15 protein-coding genes are annotated in these 16,298 nt (G+C 70.8%); 4 read left to right on the top strand and 11 right to left on the bottom strand.

All coding sequences use genetic code 11. The features are described 5' to 3' along the window. Window positions 1-64 precede the first annotated feature (64 nt). Window positions 65-1,960: an anthranilate synthase family protein gene (locus ACIRRY_RS10420; RefSeq protein WP_403970283.1), complete on the top strand. Its 1,896-nt coding sequence runs from the start codon at window positions 65-67 to the stop codon at window positions 1,958-1,960. Here ACIRRY_RS10420 and ACIRRY_RS10415 read toward each other — a convergent pair. The 5 genes from ACIRRY_RS10415 to ACIRRY_RS10395 form a co-directional block, all read right to left on the bottom strand. Continuing rightward, window positions 1,912-2,907, bottom strand: a complete 996-nt coding sequence (locus ACIRRY_RS10415) for a 2-hydroxyacid dehydrogenase (RefSeq protein ID WP_403970280.1) — start codon at window positions 2,905-2,907, stop codon at window positions 1,912-1,914. The genes ACIRRY_RS10420 and ACIRRY_RS10415 overlap by 49 nt on opposite strands. A gap of 71 nt (window positions 2,908-2,978) precedes the next feature. Continuing rightward, window positions 2,979-4,007, bottom strand: coding sequence for a 6-phosphofructokinase (locus tag ACIRRY_RS10410; protein ID WP_403970277.1), 1,029 nt, complete (start codon window positions 4,005-4,007; stop codon window positions 2,979-2,981). Window positions 4,008-4,128: 121 nt separating this feature from the next. Continuing rightward, window positions 4,129-4,806, bottom strand: a complete 678-nt coding sequence (locus tag ACIRRY_RS10405; protein ID WP_403970274.1) for a response regulator — start codon at window positions 4,804-4,806, stop codon at window positions 4,129-4,131. After that, a complete protein-coding gene (gene macS, locus ACIRRY_RS10400) occupies window positions 4,803-6,023 on the bottom strand; it encodes a MacS family sensor histidine kinase (RefSeq protein ID WP_403970271.1) in 1,221 nt (406 codons plus the stop codon). Before macS ends, ACIRRY_RS10405 begins: the two co-directional genes overlap by 4 nt. A gap of 30 nt (window positions 6,024-6,053) precedes the next feature. Then, entirely contained in the window at window positions 6,054-6,812 is a 759-nt protein-coding gene (locus tag ACIRRY_RS10395; protein ID WP_403970883.1) for a lysophospholipid acyltransferase family protein, read from the bottom strand. Window positions 6,813-7,038: 226 nt separating this feature from the next. On the opposite strand from ACIRRY_RS10395, the gene ACIRRY_RS10390 reads away from it, so the two are divergent. Both ACIRRY_RS10390 and ACIRRY_RS10385 read left to right on the top strand, forming a co-directional pair. Continuing rightward, window positions 7,039-7,851, top strand: a complete 813-nt coding sequence (locus tag ACIRRY_RS10390) for an alpha/beta hydrolase (protein WP_403970268.1) — start codon at window positions 7,039-7,041, stop codon at window positions 7,849-7,851. Next, window positions 7,844-8,449 (top strand): hypothetical protein, encoded by a 606-nt coding sequence (locus ACIRRY_RS10385; protein ID WP_403970266.1) that lies wholly within the window; start codon window positions 7,844-7,846, stop codon window positions 8,447-8,449. Before ACIRRY_RS10390 ends, ACIRRY_RS10385 begins: the two co-directional genes overlap by 8 nt. 158 nt (window positions 8,450-8,607) lie before the next feature. Here the strand turns inward: ACIRRY_RS10385 and ACIRRY_RS10380 are convergent, their stop codons facing one another. The 6 genes from ACIRRY_RS10380 to ACIRRY_RS10355 form a co-directional block, all read right to left on the bottom strand. Next, window positions 8,608-9,366, bottom strand: coding sequence for an endonuclease/exonuclease/phosphatase family protein (locus ACIRRY_RS10380; RefSeq protein ID WP_403970263.1), 759 nt, complete (start codon window positions 9,364-9,366; stop codon window positions 8,608-8,610). A gap of 269 nt (window positions 9,367-9,635) precedes the next feature. Continuing rightward, window positions 9,636-10,589, bottom strand: coding sequence for an ROK family glucokinase (locus ACIRRY_RS10375; protein WP_033284421.1), 954 nt, complete (start codon window positions 10,587-10,589; stop codon window positions 9,636-9,638). A gap of 265 nt (window positions 10,590-10,854) precedes the next feature. Then, complete coding sequence (locus tag ACIRRY_RS10370) at window positions 10,855-11,340, bottom strand: DUF5304 domain-containing protein (protein ID WP_403970260.1); 486 nt, start codon at window positions 11,338-11,340, stop codon at window positions 10,855-10,857. Window positions 11,341-11,422: 82 nt separating this feature from the next. Further along, window positions 11,423-12,592 (bottom strand): ArsA family ATPase, encoded by a 1,170-nt coding sequence (locus ACIRRY_RS10365; RefSeq protein WP_403970257.1) that lies wholly within the window; start codon window positions 12,590-12,592, stop codon window positions 11,423-11,425. A 209-nt stretch (window positions 12,593-12,801) separates the two neighbouring features. Further along, window positions 12,802-13,245, bottom strand: coding sequence for an SRPBCC family protein (locus tag ACIRRY_RS10360; RefSeq protein ID WP_403970255.1), 444 nt, complete (start codon window positions 13,243-13,245; stop codon window positions 12,802-12,804). Between the two features lie 146 nt (window positions 13,246-13,391). After that, a complete protein-coding gene (locus ACIRRY_RS10355) occupies window positions 13,392-14,147 on the bottom strand; it encodes a metallophosphoesterase (RefSeq protein ID WP_403970881.1) in 756 nt (251 codons plus the stop codon). A gap of 338 nt (window positions 14,148-14,485) precedes the next feature. On the opposite strand from ACIRRY_RS10355, the gene ACIRRY_RS10350 reads away from it, so the two are divergent. Beyond that, complete coding sequence (locus ACIRRY_RS10350; RefSeq protein ID WP_403970252.1) at window positions 14,486-16,282, top strand: AMP-dependent synthetase/ligase; 1,797 nt, start codon at window positions 14,486-14,488, stop codon at window positions 16,280-16,282. The last annotated feature ends 16 nt before the right edge of the window (window positions 16,283-16,298 follow it).

Genomic DNA, 16,298 nt, shown 5'->3' with positions numbered 1-16,298 from the left:
GCCGCCCGAGGGCGGCCTTCGGCGTTTCCGGGGCCGTTCCTCACCCACCGATGGCAGAGGAACCATGGACCTGACACAACTGCTGACCGACGACCGCCCGTTCGCCCTGCTGCGCCGGCGCACCCCGGGCCACGACCACGACGTGATCGAGGTCATGACCGGCCCGGTCGCCTCCTACGACCGCCTCGCCGACCTCCCCGCCGAGGGCCTGGCCCTGATCCCCTTCCGCCAGATCCGCGAGCGCGGCTTCGACGTCCGCGACGACGGCACCCCGCTGTCCTTCCTCACCCCCGAGGAGTCGTACGGGATCCCGCTCGCCGACGCCCTGGAGCAGCTCCCCGCGCACGACGTCCGGGTCGAGGGCGGTGGCTTCGACGTGGACGACGAGGCGTACGGCGAGATCGTCGGGCGGGTGCTGCGGGAGGAGATCGGGCGCGGCGAGGGCGCCAACTTCGTCATCCGGCGGACGTACGAGGGCGAGATCCCGGGGTACGGCAGGGCGGACGCGCTGGCGTTGTTCCGGCGGCTGCTGGTGGGCGAGCGGGGCGCGTACTGGACATTCGTCGTGCACACGGGTGAGCGCACGCTCGTGGGCGCGAGCCCTGAAGTGCACGTCCGGATGTCCGGCGGGACGGTCGTCATGAACCCGATCAGCGGGACGTACCGCTATCCCGCCGAAGGCCCCACCCCCGAGCACCTGCTCGCCTTCCTCGCCGACGGCAAGGAGATCGAGGAGCTGTCGATGGTCGTCGACGAGGAGCTCAAGATGATGTGCACGGTCGGCGACATGGGCGGGGTCGTGGTCGGGCCCCGGCTGAAGGAGATGGCCCATCTCGCGCACACCGAGTACGAGTTGCGCGGCAGGTCCTCGCTGGATGTGCGCGAGGTCCTGAAGGAGACGATGTTCGCGGCGACCGTCACCGGCTCGCCCGTGCAGAACGCCTGCCGGGTCATCGAGCGGTATGAGCCCCTCGGGCGGGACGGTGTCGGGCGCGGCTACTACGCCGGCGCCCTCGCCCTGCTCGGCCGCGACTCCGGCGGCGCCCAGACCCTCGACTCCCCCATCCTCATCCGCACCGCCGACATCGACCCGGCCGGCCGGCTGCGGGTGCCGGTCGGCGCGACCCTCGTCCGTGGCTCCGACCCGGCGGGCGAGGTCGCGGAGACCCACGCGAAGGCGGCGGGAGTGCTCGCGGCTCTGGGCGTACGGCCGTCCCGGCCGCGGGACGAGAGCACGCGCCCCCGGCTGGCCGACGACCCCCGTGTGCGGGCCGCGCTCGACGGGCGCCGCACCTCGCTGGCGCCCTTCTGGCTGCGGATGCAGGAGCGGTCCGAGGAGCTGACCGGGCACGCGCTGGTCGTCGACGGGGAGGACACCTTCACGGCGATGCTCGCGCACGTGCTGCGGTCGAGCGGCCTCGAGGTGACCGTGCGGCGGTACGACGAGGAAGGGCTGCGGGAGGCGGTGCTCGCGCACGAGGGGCCGGTGGTGCTGGGGCCGGGCCCCGGTGACCCCTCCGACACGGCCGACCCGAAGATGCTGTTCCTGCGGGAGCTGACCGCCGAGGTCCTCCGGGACAACCGGCACGGTGTCCTCGGCGTGTGCCTCGGGCACGAGTTGATCGCGGCGGAGCTGGGCCTGGACATCGTACGGAAGGAGGTTCCGTACCAGGGGGCGCAGACGGTGATCGAGCTGTTCGGGCGGGAGGAGACCGTCGGCTTCTACAACAGCTTCGTGGCGCGCTGCGACGACGAGGCCGCCGCCGAACTGGCCGCCCATGGTGTGGAGTTGAGCCGGAGCGAGCAGGGGGAGCTGCACGCGCTGCGGGGGCCGGGGTTCGCCGGGGTGCAGTTCCACCCCGAGTCCGTGCTGACGCTCGACGGGGCCGCTGTCGTACGGGAGTTGGTGGGTCAGCTGCGCGGGACGAGCACGTTCTCGGAGCGGCGGCCGGCCGTGTAGTCGAGGACGTTCCGCACGGTGGCGTCGATGATCTGGCCGACGGCGTCCTCGGTGTAGTACGCCTGGTGGGACGTGACCAGGACGTTCGGGAAGGTGACCAGGCGGGCCAGGGTGTCGTCGTCGACGGCCTCCAGGGACTTGTCGAGGAAGAACAGGCCCGCCTCCGCCTCGTAGACGTCGAGGCCGACGCCCGTGAAGCGGCCCTCGCGCAGTTCGGCGACGAGGGCCGCGGTGTCGATCAGGCCGCCGCGGCTGGAGTTGATGAGGATCGCGTCGTCCTTCATCACCTTCAGGGCGTCGGCGTCGATGAGCCGCCGCGTCGCCGGCAGCAGCGGGACGTGCAGGGTGACCAGGTCGGACTCGGCGAGGAGCTGGTCCTTGGGGACGTAGGTCATGCCGAGTTCCACGCAGGCCGGGTTCTCGGCGACGTCCCAGCCGAGCAGCCGCATCCCGAAGCCGTGGGCGATCCGGGTGAACGCCTCGCCGATCTTGCCGGTTCCGAGCACTCCGACGGTACGGCCGCGCAGGTCGCGGCCCATCAGGCCGTCGAGGCGGAAGTCGAAGTCGCGGGTGCGGGTCGCCGCGCGGACGATACGGCGGTTGACCGCCATCGCGAGGGTCCAGGCGAACTCGGCGACGGAGTGCGGCGAGTAGGACGAGACGCGGGCGATCGTCATGCCGAGACGCTCGGCGACGTCGAGGTCGATGTTGTTGAAGCCGGTGGAGCGCTGGGCGACGAGCTGGGTGCCGCCGGCCGCGAGGGTCTGCAGGACGCGGGGGTTCAGGTCGGCGTTGACGCTGGTGGAGATGATCTCGTGGCCCGTGGCGATGGGGGCGGTGTCCTCGTCGAGGAAGACGCTCAGACAGCGGACCTCGTGGTGGCCGGCGAACGCGCTCTCGATCAGCGGCTTCTCGTCGGCCTGGACACCGAAGGCGAGGATCTCCACGAGTGCTCCCGTTCTGGTGGGTTATGGGCCGAATATACGGCCGACAACCCACCAGCGCCGGTTCGGCCGGTTCAGCCGAAGAAGACCCCGACCTCCTCGTACAGCTTCGGGTCGACCGTCTTGAGCCGGGCCGTGGCCTCCGCGATCGGCACGCGGACGATGTCCGTGCCGCGCAGGGCGACCATCTTGCCGAAGTCGCCGTCGCGGACGGCCTCGATGGCGTGCAGGCCGAAGCGGGTGGCGAGCCAGCGGTCGAAGGCGCTGGGGGTGCCGCCGCGCTGGATGTGGCCGAGGACGGTGGTGCGGGCCTCCTTGCCGGTCCGCTTCTCGATCTCCTTGGCCAGCCACTCGCCGACCCCGGACAGCCGGACGTGCCCGAAGGAGTCGAGGGTCCCGTCCTTCAGCACGACCTCGCCGTCCTTGGGCATGGCCCCCTCCGCGACGACCACGATCGGGGCGTACGACGCCTTGAAGCGGGACGTGATCCAGCCGCACACCTGGTCCACGTCGAAGCGCTGCTCGGGGATGAGGATGACGTTCGCGCCGCCCGCGAGCCCGGAGTGGATGGCGATCCAGCCGGCGTGGCGGCCCATGACCTCGCAGACCAGGACCCGCATGTGCGACTCGGCGGTGGTGTGCAGCCGGTCGATGGCCTCGGTGGCGATGCCGACGGCGGTGTCGAAGCCGAAGGTGTAGTCGGTGGCGGACAGGTCGTTGTCGATGGTCTTCGGTACGCCGACGCACGGCACGCCGTACTCGTCCGAGAGCCGCGCGGCCACCCCGAGGGTGTCCTCGCCGCCGATCACGATGAGCGCGTCGACCTCCTGCGCGGCGAGGTTGGCCTTGATCCGGCCGATGCCGTTCTCCAGCTTCAGCGGATTGGTGCGGGAGGAGCCGAGGATGGTGCCGCCGCGGGGCAGGATGCCGCGCACGGCGGGGATGTCGAGACGGACGGTGTCGCCTTCGAGCGGGCCTCGCCAGCCGTCCCGGTAGCCGACGAAGCCGTAGCCGAACTCCTGGACGCCCTTGCGGACGATGCCCCGGATGACGGCGTTGAGTCCGGGGCAGTCGCCGCCTCCGGTCAGTACTCCGACGCGCATGGAAATATCCCTTCGCCGCAGTTTCCCGTGACAGCCACGCTAATGGTGATCCAGGTCACAGAGGGATGGGCGGGAAGGTCAATTCAGCTGAATTGTGGGGCAGTTGATCTACCCGGCCGGTCTACGCGTCGTCGAGGCCGCGCTCTATCGCGTACCGGACCAGCTCCACCCGGTTGTGCAACTGGAGCTTGCCCAGGGTGTTCTGGACGTGGTTCTGCACCGTGCGGTGCGAGATGACCAGGCGTTCGGCGATCTGCTTGTAGCTCAGGCCCTTGGCGACCAGGCGCAGTACCTCGGTCTCGCGGTCGGTGAGTTGGGGCGCCTTGGGCTCGTCGCTGCCCGAGGCCGGTGCCGGGTCGGAGGCCAGGCGCCGGTACTCGCCGAGGACCAGTCCGGCGAGGCCCGGAGTGAACACCGGGTCGCCGACCGCCGTCCGGCGCACCGCGTCCAACAGCTCTTCCGTGGAAGCCGACTTGAGCAGATAGCCGGTCGCGCCGGACTTCACCGCCTCCAGCACGTCGGCGTGCTCACCGCTCGCGGAGAGGACCAGGACGCGCAACGCCGGGTTGGCGCCCACCAGTTCCTTGCAGACCTGGACGCCGGGCATCGCCGGCAGGTTCAGGTCGAGGACGAGGACGTCGGGGGCCGCGGCCCGCGCCCGGCGTACCGCCTGCTCGCCGTCCCCGGCGGTGGCGACCACGTCGAGACCGGCCTCGGCCAGGTCGCGGGCGACGGCGTCCCGCCACATCGGGTGGTCGTCGACCACCATGACCCTGATCGGGCTCCGCTGCTCACTCATCGTGTCCCCGCCTTCCCCCGCGCCTTCGGTACCTTCAGCTCAACTTCCGTGCCCTGCCCGGGAATCGACACCAGCTCGGCGCTGCCCCCGAGGTCCCGCAGCCGCCCCCGGATCGACAGCGCGACCCCGAGCCGCCCCTCCCCCTCGGCCTGCGCCAGCCGCCCCTCGGGGATACCGGGCCCGTCGTCCCGTACGGTCACGACGACCTCCCGGGGCTCGTCCTCGACCAGGATCCACGCACGGGCGTCGTCACCGGCATGCCTGCGCACATTGTCCAGGGCGGCCCCGACCGCGGCGGCCAGCTCCTTCGCCGCGTCCGCGGGCAACGGCACCGGAGCCCCCGGCTCGGCGAAACTCACCTTCGCGGCGGCGTACGGCGCGAGCAGCGCCCGAAGATCGACCGGCCCGCCGTCGTCATCGTCGGACTCTTCCTCCACGACTCTCACGACCGCGCCCTCCGCCGCGTCCAGCGAGACCCGGGAGACCGGGACCAGGCCGCCGGAGACCAGGGTGCGCAGCGCGATCTCCTGTTCGCCCGCCATCCGGCCCAGCTCGCCCGCGTCACCGCCGAGCACGGCACCGCGCCGCTGCACCATGGCCAGCACCTGGAGCACGCCGTCGTGGATGTCCCGGGCGAGCCGTTCCCGCTCCCGGGTGGTGGCCTCGATCTCCAGAGCACGGGCGAGGGTGCGCTCGGAGGCACGGGCGACCTCCACGACGTAGCCGATGGCGATGGAGGCGACCCAGACGAGGACCACGTTGTGGACGGTGTCGCGGGCCGGGGAGCCGCGCTCGATCAGGTTGGCGACGGCGACCGGGGTGGAGGCGAACGCGGCCCAGCGCCAGCCGCCCTTGATGGCGTAGGCGAGGACCGAGCCGGCGGTCCATATCGACGGCAGGGTGGGGCCGCCGCTGTCGATGTGGTGGGCGTCGGCCGCGAGCGGGGTGAGGACGATGCCGACCAGCGCGACCGTGAGGTCGGCGGCGAGGAAGCGCTTGGTGCAGGCGACCGCGCTCTGGACCCGGGGCAGGGTGACGATCGTCCAGACGAACAGGACGGCGTAGAAGGCGATCGCGATGCCCGGACGGTCGAACTCGTCGTAGGCGGCGGCGAACAGCCCGATCGCGTACAGCATGGTCAGCACCCGGTAGCCGCTGAGCGCGCGCCACAGCGGCTGCTCGACGGACATTCTGACGACACGTACCTGCTTGGCCAACTCCCCCACCCCCGACACAGACCGCCCCCTCTAGGGGCTGGTCTGTTCCTTCTCCGCCTCTGCGAGTGCGGCCTTGGCCGCCTTCTCGACTGCCTTCTCCACTTCCTTGTCGGCCTTCGCCGCGTCCGCGATCCGCCGCTTGGCGGCGGTCGCGTAGATGTCGACGTACTCCTGGCCGGAGAGCTTCATGATCTCGTACATGACCTCGTCGGTCACCGCGCGCAGGACGAAACGGTCGTGCTCCATGCCGCTGTACCGGCTGAAGTCGAGCGGCTTGCCGATCCGGATGCCCGGGCGCATCAGCTTCGGCATGACCTTGCCGGGCGGCTGGATCTTCTCGGTGTCGATCATCGCGACCGGGATCACCGGGGCGCCGCTGGCGAGCGCCACGCGCGCGAGGCCGCCGGGCTTGCCGCGGTAGAGACGGCCGTCCGGGGAGCGCGTGCCCTCCGGATAGATACCGAACAGCTCACCGCGCTCCAGGACGTCGATCCCGGCCTTGATCGCGGCCTCGCCCGCCCCGCGCGCACCGGAGCGGTCCACCGGGAGCTGGCCGGCGCCCTTGAAGAACGCGGCCGTCAGCTTGCCCTTCACCCCGGGCGTCGTGAAGTACTCGGCCTTCGCGATGAACGTCACCTTGCGGTCCAGGACCGCGGGCAGGAAGAACGAGTCCGAGAACGAGAGGTGGTTGCTCGCCAGGATGGCGGCACCCTCGTCCGGAATGTTCTCCAGGCCCTCCACCCAGGGTCGGAAGGCGACCTTCAGCGGTCCCCCGATGGCGACCTTCATCGTGCCGTACAACAACCGAGTGCCTCCCGTTTCCGTCGATCAGACCTTAACCCGGAGCACTGTCAAAGGACCCGACGACCCTGGTCGGTGTCAGTGCGGTCGCGTACGGTTAACCGCATCTGGACTTGTTCACATCCCTCTCATGAACTCGCGTCCTATGATCACGCCTCTCTCATGAACACGCCTCTCCCATGAACTTGCCCCTCTCATGAACAGGAGACCGAAGGTGCCGGTCCTCCCCGGAGCCGAGCCGTACCGCCACGAGGGCGGGGAGGTCGGAGTGCTCCTCTGCCACGGCTTCACCGGTTCCCCGCAGTCGCTGCGCCCCTGGGCGGAGCATCTGGCCGAGCGCGGCCTCACCGTGTCGCTGCCGCTGCTGCCCGGGCACGGCACGCGCTGGGAGGACATGCAGCTCACCGGCTGGCAGGACTGGTACGCGGAGGTGGACCGCGAGCTGCGCGCCCTGCGCGAGCGCTGCTCGCAGGTCTTCGTCGCGGGCCTGTCCATGGGCGGCGCGCTGGCCCTGCGGCTGGCCGCGAAGCACGGCGACGAGATCAGCGGTGTCGTGGTCGTCAACCCCGGTATCAAGGTGCACGGCCTCGCGGCGTACGCCCTTCCGGTGGCCCGCCACCTGGTGCGTACGGCGCCGGGTATCGCCAGCGACATCGCGAAGGAGGGCAGCGAGGAGGTCGGGTACGACAAGGTGCCGCTGCACTCCGCGCACTCCCTGCGCAATTTCTTCCGGCTGGTCGACCGCGAGCTCCCGCAGGTCACCCAGCCGCTCCTGCTGCTGCACAGCCCCCAGGACCATGTGGTTCCGCCGGCCGACTCGGCTCGTGTCCTCAGCCGGGTTTCCTCGACCGACGTGACGGAGATCCTGCTGGAACAGAGCTACCACGTCGCGACGTTGGACCACGACGCGGACCGGATTTTCGAGGAGAGCTTCGCGTTCATCGGCCGGCTCGCACCCAGTGCCGGCAAGCAGGTGTCCGACACGGGCCGGGTGAGCGAGCAGGAAGGGACGGCCACAGGTGGCTGAGCACGACTCCGACCGCGAGGGCCTCGAACCGGACGAGCAGGGCGTCCCGTTCGACGAGGAGGCCGCGTGGGCCGCGATCGTCGCCGGGTACGGCGACGAGCCCAAGGATCCGCCGGGCGCCAAGCCGTTCAAGTCGATCGAGGACCTGGCGCTGCTGGATCCCGAGAAGAACGACGCCAAGTCCACTGACAAGGCGGAGAGTTCACAGAGCCCGGTGAGCGCCGACACGGAGGAGCCGCCGGCGCCCGCCAAGCCGTTGGGCAGTTCGGTCTCCTTCGCGCCCGGCGTCGGCGGGCCCCGTGACTACAGCTCGCCGGACGCCTCCGAGGAGGACTTCGACGAGGACGACGAGGGCCACTTCGTACCGCCGGAGCCGCCCCCGCTGCCGGAGGCCGACGTCACGGCCAAGTTCGCCTGGCTCGGGGTGATCGGCGGCCCGATCCTGCTGCTGGTGGCGGTGCTGCTCGGCTGGGACATGACGTGGTGGCTGGCGACCGTCGGGATCGGCGGGTTCCTGGGCGGCTTCGCCACGTTGGTGATGCGGATGCGGACGGACGAGGAGGACGGGGACGATCCGGGGCGGGGCGCGGTCGTCTAGCGGCTGGCCCGCGGGGATTCCGAGGGCGGCGTGGACCGGGAAGTGGTCCGTGGCCGCCCTCACGGCAGTGTCTCTCGACGCCCCCCTCGCACTGCTCGGCCCCGGTGGGCCTCACAGGCTTCGGGTGGCTGCGCCGGACTCCGCCCGGCGGCTGTGGTTCAGGTCGCGGGCACGCGCAGTGCGGCCAGCACGGGGAAGTGATCGGTCGCCCCCTTGATGTCGGCCTCCGTCACCCCCGGCAAGCCCAGTGGCACCCCGCACCCGAGGACCTCGATGCCCGGCGTGGCGAAGATCGCGTCGATGCGTTGGAAGGGGTTGCCGGGGGTCCAGGTGTGCTCGGCGCCCCAGGGGGTGGTGGCCCAGCAGTCCTGGAGGTCCTTGGCCAGCCGGGTGAAGGTCCGGCCGTCGGGGCGGTCGTTGAGATCGCCGCCGGCGATCGCGTGGTCCACGCCCATTCCGGCCAGCCGGTCGAGGAGCATGCCTGCCTGGTCGTAGCGCTCGTCCTGGCGAAGGCTGAGGTGGCAGCTGAGGACGCCCAGGCGGGCGGCTCCGAAGTGGACGACCGCGGTCGCGAAGCCTCGGCGGTGTTCGCCGGGGGTCAGGGGGAGGAGTACGTCCTCCGTGCGTTCGACCGTCGCGCGGAGCGAGCAGAGGAGGGCCGGGCCTGCGGCGGTGCCTCCGCCGGAGAGGACGACCAGGTCTGATGCGGAGGCCAGGCGGGCGAGCTTCTTGCGCCAGCGGAAGAAGAGGGGGGCTTCCTGGATCAGGACGAGGTCCGGGGCGCAGGCTCTGATCACCCGGGACAGGGCGGCGGTGTCGTCGCGCATCGAGCGGATGTTGTAGCTCAGGACGCGGATGATCGCGGAACCGTCGGGTTCAGTGCGGGAGTTGGGTAGCAGCGGGGTCGAGGTCGCCATGCCGATCAAGATACGACTAAGCGTGGGAATGTGCGGGTCGTGTGTCGGCTGCGGGTCCGCTGTGGCTGGTCGCGCCGTTCCCCGCGCCCCTGAAAGCAAAAAGCAGGGCGCGAGGTACGTGGGCGACTGCCGGTCGGATGTGGCCGGTCGCGCCGTTCCTCGCGCCCCTGAAAGCAAAAAGCAGGGCACGAGGTACGTGAGCGACTGCCGGTCCGCTGTGGCTGGTCGCGCCGTTCCCCGCGCCCCTGAAAAGCAAAAAGCAGGGTGACTTACATGATCGGGTCGGGTTCCCTTGCCAGGTCTGCTGCTCCGACCATGCCTGCCTTGTTGCCGAGTTGGGCGGCGATCACGTCGGCGACGGGGCGCCAGTTGCCGCCTACCAGCCAGCGTTTGTAGGACTTGCGGATCGGGTCGAGGACCAGTTCGCCCTCGTCCGAGAGGCCGCCGCCGACGATGAACGCGGAGGGGTCGAAGAGGGAGGCCAGGTCGGCGAGGCCGGCGCCGGCCCAGCGGGCCAGTTCGCGGTAGGAGTCGACGGCCACCGGGTCGCCCTGCCGGGCGGCCATGGAGATGTGCTTGCCCTCGATGCCCTCGGGGGTGCCGTCGCCCAGCGAGAGCAGTACCTCGGCGGACTCGGGGGTCGCGTTGGCACGCTGCTTGGCGTAGCGGACGAGGGCGCGGCCGGAGGCGTACTGCTCCCAGCAGCCCTGCGAACCGCAGCCGCACAGCAGGCCGTCCGGCACCATGCGGATGTGGCCGAACTCGGCGGCCACCCCGAAGTGCCCGCGCCGCAGCTTGTTGCCGATGATGATGCCGCCGCCGAGGCCGGTGCCGAGCGTGATGCAGATGACGTTGCGGTGGCCCTTGCCGGCGCCGAACTTGTACTCGCCCCAGGCCGCGGCGTTCGCGTCGTTCTCCACGACGACGGGGAGGCCCACGCGGGCCTCGACCTTCTCCTTCAGCGGCTCCTGGCGCCAGTCGATGTTCGGCGCGAAGTAGACCGTGGAGCGCTGACGGTTGACGTAGCCCGCGGCACCGATGCCCACGCCGACGATCTCGTGCCCGGCGCGTGCCCCGTCGACCGCGGCGGCGATGGCGTCGACGATGCCCTCGGCCGTGCCCGGGGTCGGCACCTTGTGGGTCGAGAGGATGTTGCCTTCCTCGTCGACCACGCCGGCCGCGATCTTGGTGCCGCCGATATCGACGCCGATGGTGAGTCCCATGAATCCCTCAGTTTCGGTCGAGCCCCGCTACGGCCCACCGTACCCGAGGGGTCGACGTCGGAATCGCGGCGCCGGTCCGCAGAACGGGACCCCTCGGACCTGTCGGGCGGTGCGCGCCACGGACGCGGGGTTCGGCATGCCCGGCCTGCCGCGTCGCCGTAGGTCACCGGCTTCTTCCTCGGCCTCGCGGCCGCACGCGCCACACCCGCTCACCGGCGCCCGTCAGGCACCGCCGATCTCCCGCGGCCTGATCCGCCGGGCCGGCCTAGTCGAGGTCGATGCGCTCCCCCGGGCCCGGGTCCTCGCCCCGGTCGCGGCGGTCCTTCAGTTCGCTGTCGCGTGCCGTCCAGCGCTGTTCCTGGGCCTGGACGGCGGAGCGGTACGCGGCGAGGAGTTCGCCGCCGGCCGCCGCGAGGTGGTCGAAGACGTCCGGGTTGCGTTCGATGACGGGCTCGACGGCGGCCCTGGCCTGCTGGACGACCTGCTTCACCACCTGCTGGGCGGCCGGTCCGGCGACCTGGCCGAGCAGCGGGGACTGGAGGCCGGACAGCTTGTCCGCGACGGTGTCGACGAGCTTGCGCAGTTCCTCGGCGGCCGAGCCCGGGGGCGGGCCGTACTGGGTGCGGCGGCGGGCCTTCTCCGCCGCGAGGTCTTCGGCGGCCGCCGTCGCCCAGGCGTCGGCGTCGGTCGCCCGTACCTCGTCGAGCGCCTCGTCCTTGCCGGCGTCGTACGGGGGGAGCTCTTCGCTCATGACGGACTCCTGACTACGGTTCGTCTCTACGACGTTACCCGAATGGGCGTACGTGCTTCACCGTCTCCGCGCCCACCAATCCTCACCGTCCCTGGGGCCACAGGTCCGGGTCGGGCGCGAAGCGGATGCGCAGTTCGCCCTCGCGCAGCGCGGCACCTGCCACGGTGCAGCGGCGCAGGGCCGACGGCAGCGGCACGATACGGCGGAACCGGCCGACGGTGACGACGAGTTCGTCACCGCGCCGGACCAGGTCGAGGTCGTCCCGTATGGCGCCGGGCAGCGGGATGTGCCAGACCAGCACGCCGTCCTCGGCCAGCCTGTCCGTGACGGGCCACTCGACCGTGGAACCGGCCGGGTTGACACCGGGCACCGCGAGCGCGGCGAGATCGTCGGCGCCGCGCGGGTCGTGGCCGAGGTGGGCCACGTGATGGACGTCGTACGTGCCCTGCCACTCGTCCAGGGTCTTGCGCTGCTGCACGCCCAGGCCGGCGAGCCAGGTGTCCTCGACGGACTCCGGGAGCACCCGGTTGGCCACCAGCACGTCGGGGCGCAGTCCGCGCAGGGCGAGGGCCAGGCCTGCGGCGCGGACGGCGTCGACGCCCGCCGGTCCGGGCTCGGCGATCAGGCGTACGGATGTGTTCCGGTCGGCGAGAACGGCTTCTACGGCGGCCAGTTCCACGTCCCAGCGGCCCGCCGTGTCGTAGAGCCACTCCGAGGGCATCGGGACGCCGGCGAGACGGCCGAGGACCGGGCGCAGGGCGCGGGCGGCCTGCCGTTCGGCGGGGAGGAGGCGGCGGAGGTAGCGGCGGAGTTCCTCGGGGAGGGCGAGGAGGGCGAGGGCCTGGGGGGTGGGCGGTAGGTCCACGACGAGGAGGTCGTAGGCCTCCGACAGGGCCGCGTCCCGCAGTGCGCGCAGGAGGGTCAGTTCCTCGGCGCCGGGGAGGGGGGTGAGTTCCTCGGCGTCCAGGCGTGCCGCGCCCAGGAGTTCGAGGGCGGTGGTGGCGCGGTCCTGGAAGGCGGTGAGGTCCGCGCGGAACGACTCCGTCGCGTCCGGGCGCCAGGCGGTGAGGTGTTCGGCGACCCGTGCCGGCGCCGGTCCCGTCGCCACGCCCAGGGCGGCGCCGAGGGTGTCGGCACGGTCGGCACCGAGGAGCAGCGTGCGGGTGCCGGTGCCTGCGGCGGCTTGTGCGGTGGCTGCGGCGAGGGTGCTTCGGCCGCTGCCGCCTGGGCCGGTGATCAGGAGGGTACGCATATGAGTGAACGGTAGTCGCTCGGTGGGGGCTGGGCGCCGCTGCCGAGGGCTCCGCCCCCGGACCCCCGTCGGCCCTGAAGGGGCCTCGTCCTCGAACGCCGGACGGGCTGATTGTGCGGGCCTGTGCTGGAAAGGCCCCGGACGAGCCAGCAGATGACCGGCGCTGAGAGGTGACCGGCTCTGAAGAATGGCCGGCGCTGAAAGGGCCCCTACTTCTCCCCCGACTCCACCCGCTTCTTCAGCCCCGCCAGCGCCCGGTCGATGATGACCTTCTCCGCCTTGCGCTTGATCATGCCCAGCATGGGGATCTTGACGTCCACCGTGAGGAGGTACGTGACCTCCGTCGCCCCCGCGCCCGTGGACTTGAGGAGGTAGGAGCCGTCCAGGGAGCGCAGCATCTGGGACTTGACGAGGGTCCAGGAGACCTCGTTGTCGCCGGTCCAGGTGTACGCGAGGGTCTGGTCGTCCTTGATCGCGCCGGCGTCCATGACGAGGCGTACCTGTTCGGCGCGGCCCCGTTCGTCGGTCTTGAGGACGTCCGCCTCCTTCACCTCGCCGGTCCAGTCCGGGTAGCGGGCGAAGTCGGCGATCACCTCCATGACGTCGGCCGCTGCCGCCTCGATCGTGATGCTCGAACTGGTGTGTTCCGCCATCGCTGTGGCTCCTCCAGATGCGGACCGGCAGGGCGTCGTCGTGCGCGTGTGCGTGCAGCGTGAAGGCTACCTCTCCGCCGACCGCCCCCACGCACCCCCTACCTGCGGACATCGGGGGCGGGCACAACGGATGCCACCAACACGAGTCACCATTCGAGCACCCACGGCTTGCCGCTCCCCGCGAAGTGACCCACGTTCACGCACTCCGTCGCCCCGATCCGCATCCTGCGCACCAGCGGCTGGTGGACGTGGCCGAAGAGTGAATAGCGGGGCCTGGTGCGGCGGATGGCGTCCAGGAGGGCACGGCTGCCCCGTTCGAAGCGGCGCGCGACCGTGTCGTAGACCAGCTCGGGGACCTCGGGCGGGATGTGCGTGCACAGGACGTCGACCTCGCCGACCGCCTCGATCTTCGCGGCGTACTCCTCGTCGCTGATCTCGTACGGCGTGCGCATGGGGGTGCGCAGGCCGCCGCCGACGAAGCCGAAGGTGCGGCCGCCGATCTCGACCCGTTCGCCGTCGAGGACCGTCGTGCCGGGGCCGGCGTACTCGGGCCACAGGGTCGGCATGTCGACGTTGCCGTAGGTGGCGTACGTCGGGGTGGGGAAGGCGGCGAACATCTCGGCGTACTGCTTGCGGACCGCCTTCTCGATCAGGGCCGCGCGGTCCCCGCCGACCGCGCCCCAGAGGCGGGCGCCGAGTTCGCGGGCCTCCTCGAAGCGGCGGGCGGTGCGCAGCTCGACGAGGCGGTCGGCGTTCTCCTCGCCGAACAGCTCGGGGAAGATGCCGCGCGAGTGATCGGCGTAGTCGAGGAAGAGGACGAGGTCGCCCAGGCAGATCAGGGCGTCGGCACCCTCACCGGATCTGGCCAGGTCACGGGCGTTGCCGTGCACGTCACTGACCACATGGATGCGCGTCCCGGAGCTGCCGGCTGGTGTGGGTGCCATGACGATCAAGCGTAGGCGTGTGCGGCAAACGTGAACAGTGGCGGCGGACCTTGCGGTTACTGGCCAGTCAAGAAAGGCGTGGACTACTGTGCGCGAGGAAACACCAATCTGTGTGACGCAGCGAACATCTCGCCGGACCCCCCTGTCGTAGGACCCATACCGACGGGTAACGTCCGGGCAGTCCAGTCGTGCTCAGGATTTCAACCACCCGGTCCTGACGCACCTGCCCGAGCCTTGGACCGGACCGTCGCATCACACAACGTCGTGGCGCCGGCGCCCTATGAGGAGCAGCAGTCTTGCGCGAGTTCAGCCTTCCGGCTTTGTACGAGGTCCCTGCGGACGGCAATCTGACCGACATCGTCCGCAGAAACGCCGCGCAGCACCCAGATGTCGCCGTCATCGCCCGTAAGGCGAACGGCGGCTGGCAGGACGTGACCGCGACGGTCTTCCTCGCCGAGGTGCACGCCGCCGCCAAGGGGCTGATCGCCTCCGGCATCCAGCCCGGCGACCGGGTCGGGCTGATGTCCCGTACGCGGTACGAGTGGACGCTGCTCGACTTCGCGATCTGGTGTGCGGGCGCGATCACCGTGCCGGTGTACGAGACCAGCTCGCCGGAGCAGGTGCAGTGGATCCTGAGCGACTCGGGTGCCACCGCCGTGATCGTGGAGCAGGACGTGCACGCCGCCGCCGTCGAGTCGGTGCGCGCGCAGTTGCCCGCCCTCAAGCACGTCTGGCAGATCGACACCGGCGCGATCGAGGAGCTGGACCGCGCGGGCAAGGACGTCAGCGACGCGACCGTCGAGGAGCGCAGCTCGCGGGCGAAGGCCGACGACCCGGCGACCATCGTGTACACGAGTGGCACCACCGGCCGCCCCAAGGGCTGTGTGCTCACGCACCGCAGTTTCTTCGCGGAGTGCGGCAACATCGTGGAGCGGCTGCGGCCGCTGTTCCGTACCGGCGAGTGCTCGGTGCTGCTGTTCCTGCCGCTCGCGCACGTCTTCGGGCGGCTCGTGCAGATCGCGCCGATGATGGCGCCGATCAAGCTGGGCCTGGTCCCGGACATCAAGAACCTCACCGACGAACTCGCCTCGTTCCGGCCGACGTTGATCCTCGGTGTGCCGCGCGTCTTCGAGAAGGTCTACAACTCGGCGCGCGCCAAGGCGCAGGCGGACGGCAAGGGCAAGATCTTCGACAAGGCGGCCGACACCGCGATCGCGTACAGCCGCGCGCTGGACACACCGGCGGGCCCTTCGCTGGGGCTGAAGATCAAGTACAAGACCTTCGACAAGCTGGTCTACAGCAAGCTGCGCGCGGTGCTCGGCGGCAAGGGCGAGTACGCGATCTCCGGCGGCGCCCCGCTGGGCGAGCGGCTCGGCCACTTCTTCCGGGGGATCGGGTTCACCGTCCTTGAGGGGTACGGGCTGACCGAGTCCTGTGCGGCTACGGCCTTCAACCCCTGGGACCGGACGAAGATCGGCACCGTCGGACAGCCGCTGCCCGGCTCGGTCGTACGCATCGCGGACGACGGCGAGGTGCTGCTGCACGGCGAGCACCTGTTCAAGGGCTACTGGAACAACGAGGCCGCCACGGCCGAGGCGCTGGCCGACGGCTGGTTCCACACCGGGGACATCGGCACCCTCGACGAGGACGGCTACCTCAGCATCACCGGGCGCAAGAAGGAGATCATCGTCACCGCGGGCGGCAAGAACGTCGCCCCGGCCGTGATCGAGGACCGCATCCGCGCGCACGCGCTGGTCGCGGAGTGCATGGTCGTCGGTGACGGGCGGCCCTTCGTGGGCGCGCTGATCACCGTGGACGACGAGTTCCTGGGCCGTTGGTCGGCCGAGCACGGCAAGCCGGTGGGTTCCACCGCGGCGTCGCTTCGCGCGGACCCGGATCTGGTGCAGGCGATCCAGGACGCTGTCGACGACGGCAACGCCGCGGTGTCGAAGGCGGAATCGGTGCGGAAGTTCCGCATTCTGTCCTCCCAGTTCACGGAGGAGTCGGGCCACTTGACGCCGTCCCTGAAGCTCAAGCGCAATGTGGTGGCCAAGGACTACGCGGACGAGATCGAGGCCATCTACCAGAAGTAGACGGGTAGTTGGGGCG

Source organism: Streptomyces sp. NPDC101776 (genome assembly GCF_044766845.1).
In the GTDB taxonomy this organism is placed as follows: domain Bacteria; phylum Actinomycetota; class Actinomycetes; order Streptomycetales; family Streptomycetaceae; genus Streptomyces.
Note: the sequence above shows the minus strand (reverse complement) of the source record. Positions and strands in the feature narration are given on the sequence as shown.

Bases quoted from the DNA above. Each gene is read 5' to 3' on its own strand.
- ACIRRY_RS10405 (WP_403970274.1), bottom strand. From the start codon at position 4,806: ATGAGTGAGCAGCGGAGCCCGATCAGGGTCATGGTGGTCGACGACCAC.
- ACIRRY_RS10365 (WP_403970257.1), bottom strand. From the start codon at position 12,592: ATGCGTACCCTCCTGATCACCGGCCCAGGCGGCAGCGGCCGAAGCACC.
- ACIRRY_RS10360 (WP_403970255.1), bottom strand. From the start codon at position 13,245: ATGGCGGAACACACCAGTTCGAGCATCACGATCGAGGCGGCAGCGGCC.
- ACIRRY_RS10410 (WP_403970277.1), bottom strand. From the start codon at position 4,007: ATGCGCGTCGGAGTACTGACCGGAGGCGGCGACTGCCCCGGACTCAAC.
- ACIRRY_RS10420 (WP_403970283.1), top strand. From the start codon at position 65: ATGGACCTGACACAACTGCTGACCGACGACCGCCCGTTCGCCCTGCTG.
- ACIRRY_RS10395 (WP_403970883.1), bottom strand. From the start codon at position 6,812: ATGAAGGTCGCCATCGGGGGACCGCTGAAGGTCGCCTTCCGACCCTGG.
- ACIRRY_RS10370 (WP_403970260.1), bottom strand. From the start codon at position 11,340: ATGAGCGAAGAGCTCCCCCCGTACGACGCCGGCAAGGACGAGGCGCTC.
- ACIRRY_RS10375 (WP_033284421.1), bottom strand. From the start codon at position 10,589: ATGGGACTCACCATCGGCGTCGATATCGGCGGCACCAAGATCGCGGCC.
- ACIRRY_RS10380 (WP_403970263.1), bottom strand. From the start codon at position 9,366: ATGGCGACCTCGACCCCGCTGCTACCCAACTCCCGCACTGAACCCGAC.